This is a genomic window from Streptomyces sp. DvalAA-14, from assembly GCF_900091855.1.
Classification (GTDB): domain Bacteria; phylum Actinomycetota; class Actinomycetes; order Streptomycetales; family Streptomycetaceae; genus Actinacidiphila.
This window is the reverse complement of sequence record NZ_FMCH01000329.1, coordinates 1-4,784: the sequence shown is the minus strand read 5'-3', so window position 1 is coordinate 4,784 and position 4,784 is coordinate 1. Positions and strand designations below refer to the sequence as shown.

At 74.2% G+C, this 4,784-nt stretch carries 4 protein-coding genes; all 4 read left to right on the top strand.

The annotated features are described in order from the left end of the window. Window positions 1-907 (top strand): DsbA family oxidoreductase (locus GA0115240_RS17000; RefSeq protein WP_093737518.1); only part of this gene is annotated, 907 nt, incomplete at its 5' end. A gap of 440 nt (window positions 908-1,347) precedes the next feature. Then, entirely contained in the window at window positions 1,348-2,907 is a 1,560-nt protein-coding gene (locus GA0115240_RS16995) for an ABC transporter substrate-binding protein (RefSeq protein WP_093737517.1), read from the top strand. Further along, window positions 2,904-3,962, top strand: coding sequence for an ABC transporter permease (locus tag GA0115240_RS16990; protein WP_093737516.1), 1,059 nt, complete (start codon window positions 2,904-2,906; stop codon window positions 3,960-3,962). The genes GA0115240_RS16995 and GA0115240_RS16990 overlap by 4 nt, the downstream gene beginning before the upstream one ends. Continuing rightward, the coding region (locus GA0115240_RS16985) for an ABC transporter permease (RefSeq protein ID WP_107407159.1) at window positions 3,959-4,784 on the top strand (826 nt) is incomplete at its 3' end. The genes GA0115240_RS16990 and GA0115240_RS16985, both read left to right, overlap by 4 nt.

Sequence of the window (4,784 nt, the reverse complement as noted above, 5' to 3'; positions counted from 1 at the left end):
CCCGCTGTGTCCCTGGGCCTGGGGCGCCGAGCCGGTGTTCCGGCGGCTGCGGGCCGAACTGGCCGGGCAGGCGCGCTGGCGCCGGGTCTTCGGCATCCTCTTCGACGCCGACGACGACCCGGCCCCCGATCCGGCCGCGGAAACCGCCTGGTACGACGGCTTCGTGCGCGCGATCAGCGGACACACCGGCGCCCCGCACGCGGTCCGGCTGAGCCGGGTGGCCGCGACGAGCTGGCCGGCCTCGCTGGTGGCCAAAGCGGCCGAGGCGCAGGGCGAGCAGCTCGCCGAGCGGGTGCTGCGGCGGCTGCGCGAGTCGATGTTCGTGGCCGGCGAGCCCGCCGACACCCTGGAGTCGGCGCTGGCCGCGGCCGGCGGCCTGCCGGGGCTGGACGCGGCGCGGCTGGCCGCGGACGCCCGCTCGGCCGAGGTACTGGCCGCCGTCCGGGCCGACCACCGCGAGACCCGTGACCCGCTGCCGGAGGCGCTGGCGGCCGAGGACCGGGGCCGCGATCCGGGGACCCCCAAGGAGACCGCCGGCGGGCAGCTGCGCTACGCGCTGCCGACGCTGCTGTTCACCGGTCCGCACGGCCACCGGCTGGTGCCCGGGCACCGCCCGCTGCGGGCCTATCTGGCGGCGGCCGCAGGCGTCGCGCCCGGCCTGCGTCCCGCCCGTCAACAGCCAGACGCCGAGGGGCTGTTGGCCCGTCATGGGAGCCTGAGCGGACCGGAGCTGGCGCTGCTGGCGCCGGGGTGCCCGCCGCCGGCGCGGGCGGTGCGGATCGGGACCGGGAACGGCTCGCTGTGGCTGCATCCGGCGGAGGCCGCCGCCCGGCCGTGGGCGGCCGCTCCCCCGACCGACCACGCTGACCAGCACCGATTCATGGGCGCCAGCCGTACCACCGAATGAGACACCTTTTGGTGTCCATTGACAGCGGCTCACCGCGGGCGCCAGGATGGGCCCATGCTTACGACGCACCCCGGTGTGGTGTGCCGCTATGTGGACTTTCTGCGTACCAGCAGCGCTCTCTGTCGCTGACCGTGCGCTCGTGGCCCCGCGGCGCCTGACCGGTCACTGACCGAAGGCCCGCCGTCCGGCGCCGACGCGCCGACCGCTCCCGCGGCGCGGGCCCGTCCCGCGCGCATCCTCGTCACGGCTCCGTCGTTCCGGCCGCCGCCGGCCCAGCTCCACTGTCGCAGCTGCCTTCGGCGCGCCCGGCCGCCTCCTTCCCGACTCCGCTCGGCCGCCGCCGCGTCCGCCCCGACGCGCGGCCGCAGCACGGCGACCTTCGCGCCGCCCTCGCTCACCGAGGGCCGTCCCGGCATACCCCCGAAAGGTGACGCATCGTCATGAACCGTGCCACCGTGTCCGCTTCCTCCCCCTCCGCACTCGGCAGACGCTCCTTCCTCGGGCTCGGTCTCGGCGCCGGCGCCGCACTCGCCCTGACCGCCTGCGGCGGCAGCGGCAGCGGCGCCGCCGGCGGGAGCGCCGGCTCGTCCGTGCTGAAGTGGGGCTGGTCGCTGCCGACGTCCTGGGACCCGGTGTTCTCCTCGGCCGGCTGGGACGTCCATGTGCTGTCCCTGGTCTACGCCGGGCTCACCAAGCTCGACCCGCACGGCACCGCGGTCCCCGCGCTGGCCAGCTCCTGGACGTACGACGCCCCGGGCACCCGGCTGACCTTCACCCTGCGGCCCGGCCTGACGTTCTCCGACGGCTCCGCGCTGGACGCCGCTGCGGTCAAGAAGAGCCTGGAGCGCGGCATATCGGACCCGAAGTCGCTGGTCGCGCCCCAGCTCACCTCGGTCAAGGCGGTCTCCGCGCCGGACGCGGCCACCGTGGTCATCGACCTCACGCACGCCGACTACCAGATCCCCAATCTGCTCGCGGGCAAGACCGGCATGATCGTCAACCCCGCGGCCTTCACCGCCGACGCCGCCGGCATCGCCGCCAAGCCGGCCGGCGCCGGTCCGTTCACGCTGACCTCCTACACGCAGAACGCCAAGGCGGTACTGCGGCGCAACCCCGGCTACTGGGACGCGGGTTCGATCAAGCTCAGCGGCTTCGAGCTGTACCCGCTGCCGGACGCCTCGACGGTGGTGGCCGCCCTGCAGTCCGGGCAGTACAACGTGGCGCAGATCCCTGGCAGTCAGGTGGAGGCGGCGAAAGCGGCCGGCCTGGAGGTGCAGGTGATCCCGTCGATGGTGGTGGCCACGCTGGACGTCGACAGCGCCAAGGCGCCCTTCGACAAGCCGCTGGTCGTCGAGGCGCTCAAGTACGCCATCGACCGCGAAGCACTCGTCAAAACCCAGGCGTTCGGCAACGGCGAGGCCACCTACCAGCCCTTCCCCAAGGGCTACCCCGGCTACGACCCCGGCAGCGCGGACCTGTTCCCGTACAACCCGGCCAAGGCCAAGGACCTGCTGGCGCAGGCCGGTTACCCCGGCGGGCTCGACATCACCTTGACCACCTCGGCCGCCGAGGGCGCCCCCGAGCAGATCCAGGCGCAGCTCAAGCAGGTCGGGATCAACGCCAAGATCGAGGTCATCCCGCAGACCCAGTTCACCCAGATCGTCTACATCGAGCACGACCAGCAGCTGGCCGTCGACCAGTTCGCCGGCCGCGACTCGGCCGTGCAGGCCTTCCAGGTGCTCTTCGGCCAGCAGGGCCTGATGAACCCCGGCCGCAGCACCCCGCCGCAACTGACCGCCGCGCTGAGCAAGGTGACCAGCACCCCGCTGGACTCCCCCGACTACCCGAAGGTGCTGCAGGCGGCCACCGCGTACGCGGTCCGCAACACACCGAATGTCTTCCTCTACACGGTGCCGCGCATCCTGGCCCGCGCCAAGGGCGTCTCCGCCCTGCCGGAGACCACGGTGGTGCAGCGCTTCGAGGGAGTGACCGTCGGATGAGCGTGCTCACCGCGGCGCTGCCGGAGCGGCGGCGCACGTCACTGGTCGCGCGGGCGGCGCGGGCACCGCGCCCGCTCGGCGGGGCCCTGCTGACGGCGGGCACGGTGTTCCTGCTGTCCTCGCTGCTGACCTTCGGGCTCGGCGCGCTGTCGAACGCCAACCCGGCCGCCGCCGTCCTCGGCGACACCGCCACCCCCGCCGACATCGCCCGGCTGAACCACGCCTTCGGCCTCGACCGGCCGCTGCCCGTCCAGTACGTGACCTGGCTCGGCCACGCCTTCACCGGTGATCTGGGCCGCTCCTGGTTCACCACGCTGCCGGTGTCGGGCAGCGTCTTCCAGGCCTTGCCGGTCGACCTGTCGATCGCCGGGCTGGCTCTGCTGATCGCGGTGCTGCTCGGCTCGCTCGGCGGGATCGCCGCCGCGCACAGCAACGGCGGGCGGCTGGACCGCGCGGTCACCGCGATCTGCTCCCTGCTGGGCACGCTGCCGGCGTTCGTGGTCGCCATCGGCCTGATCGCGGTGGTGTCGGTGAAGCTCGGCTGGCTGCCGTCGGGCGGCTACACCCCCTTCGGCCAGAGCCCGGTGGAATGGCTGCGGTTCGCGATCCTGCCGGCCTTCGCGCTGAGCCTGGACGCGGCCGCGAACGTGGCGCGGCAGCTACGGGCCTCCCTGGTCGGGGAGTTGCGGGCCAACTACGTCGCCGGTGCGGCGATGCGCGGGCTGTCGGCCCGCCGGGTGCTGTTCGGTCATGTGCTGCGCAACGCGGCGGGCCCGGCGCTGACGGTGCTCGGGATGAGCGTGCCGATGCTGATCGGCGGGGCGGTGGTCACCGAGCGGATCTTCAACCTGCCGGGGATCGCCCAGCTGTCCCTGCAGGCCGCGCAGCAGCACGACGTGCCGGTCATCCAGGGCACCTTGCTGGTGACGGTGGCGGTGGTGCTGATCGCCAACATCGCGATCAACGCGGCGCTCACCGCCCTCAACCCGGCCGCGCGCAGGGGCCGTCGGGTCGCCGCGAGCCAGGACGACCCGGCCGCGGGAGGTGCCCGATGAGGACGCTGCGCCGCACCTGGCGGCTGCCCGCGGCGCGCGTGGCGCTCGCCGTCCTGCTGGCCGTCGCGGTCCTCGCCGTCTTCGGCGGGCTGATCGCCCCGCAGGACCCGCTGGCCCAGGACACCACCCGGGTGCTGCAGGGCCCGAGCGGCGGCCATCTGCTGGGCACGGACTACCTCGGCCGCGATGTGCTGAGCCGCCTGCTGGCCGGCACCGGCCGCTCGGTGCTCGGCGCGGTCGAATCGGTCGGCGCGGCCATGCTGCTCGGGGTACTGCCCGGGCTGGCGTCGCTCTGGCTGGGCCGGGCCTTCGAGTGGACCGCGCTGCGGGCGGTGGACGCGCTGATGACCCTGCCGTTCACGCTGTTCGCCATCGCCGCGGTCGGGGTGTTCGGCAACGGCCTCAACCAGGCGATGCTGGCCCTGGGGGTGCTGCTGTCCCCGCTGTTCTTCCGGGTGTCGCGGGCCGCCGCGCTCGGTTTGAAGCAGGCGCAGTACGTGGAGGCCGCCGAGCTGATGGGCGCCTCGCGGGCCCGGGTGCTGCGGACCCACATCGCGGCCAAGGTGCTGCCCACCGTGGCCGTCACCACCGCGCACGCGCTGGCCACCGCGCTGCTCACCGTCACCTCGCTGACCTTCCTCGGCGTGGGCGTGCAGCCGCCGGCCCCCACCTGGGGCGGGGTGCTCGCCAGCGACCTGGGCTATCTCGCCCAGCAGCCGTGGGCGCCGGTCCTGCCGGGCGTCCTGATCATGCTGACCGTCGGGGCGCTGAACCTGCTGGCCGACGCGGTACGCGACAGCGGCGCCGCGGACTCGGCCGCCG

What these genes read in the sequence shown, in the direction of transcription:
- GA0115240_RS16990 (WP_093737516.1), top strand. Translation starts at nt 2,904, where the DNA reads ATGAGCGTGCTCACCGCGGCGCTGCCGGAGCGGCGGCGCACGTCACTG.
- GA0115240_RS16995 (WP_093737517.1), top strand. Translation starts at nt 1,348, where the DNA reads ATGAACCGTGCCACCGTGTCCGCTTCCTCCCCCTCCGCACTCGGCAGA.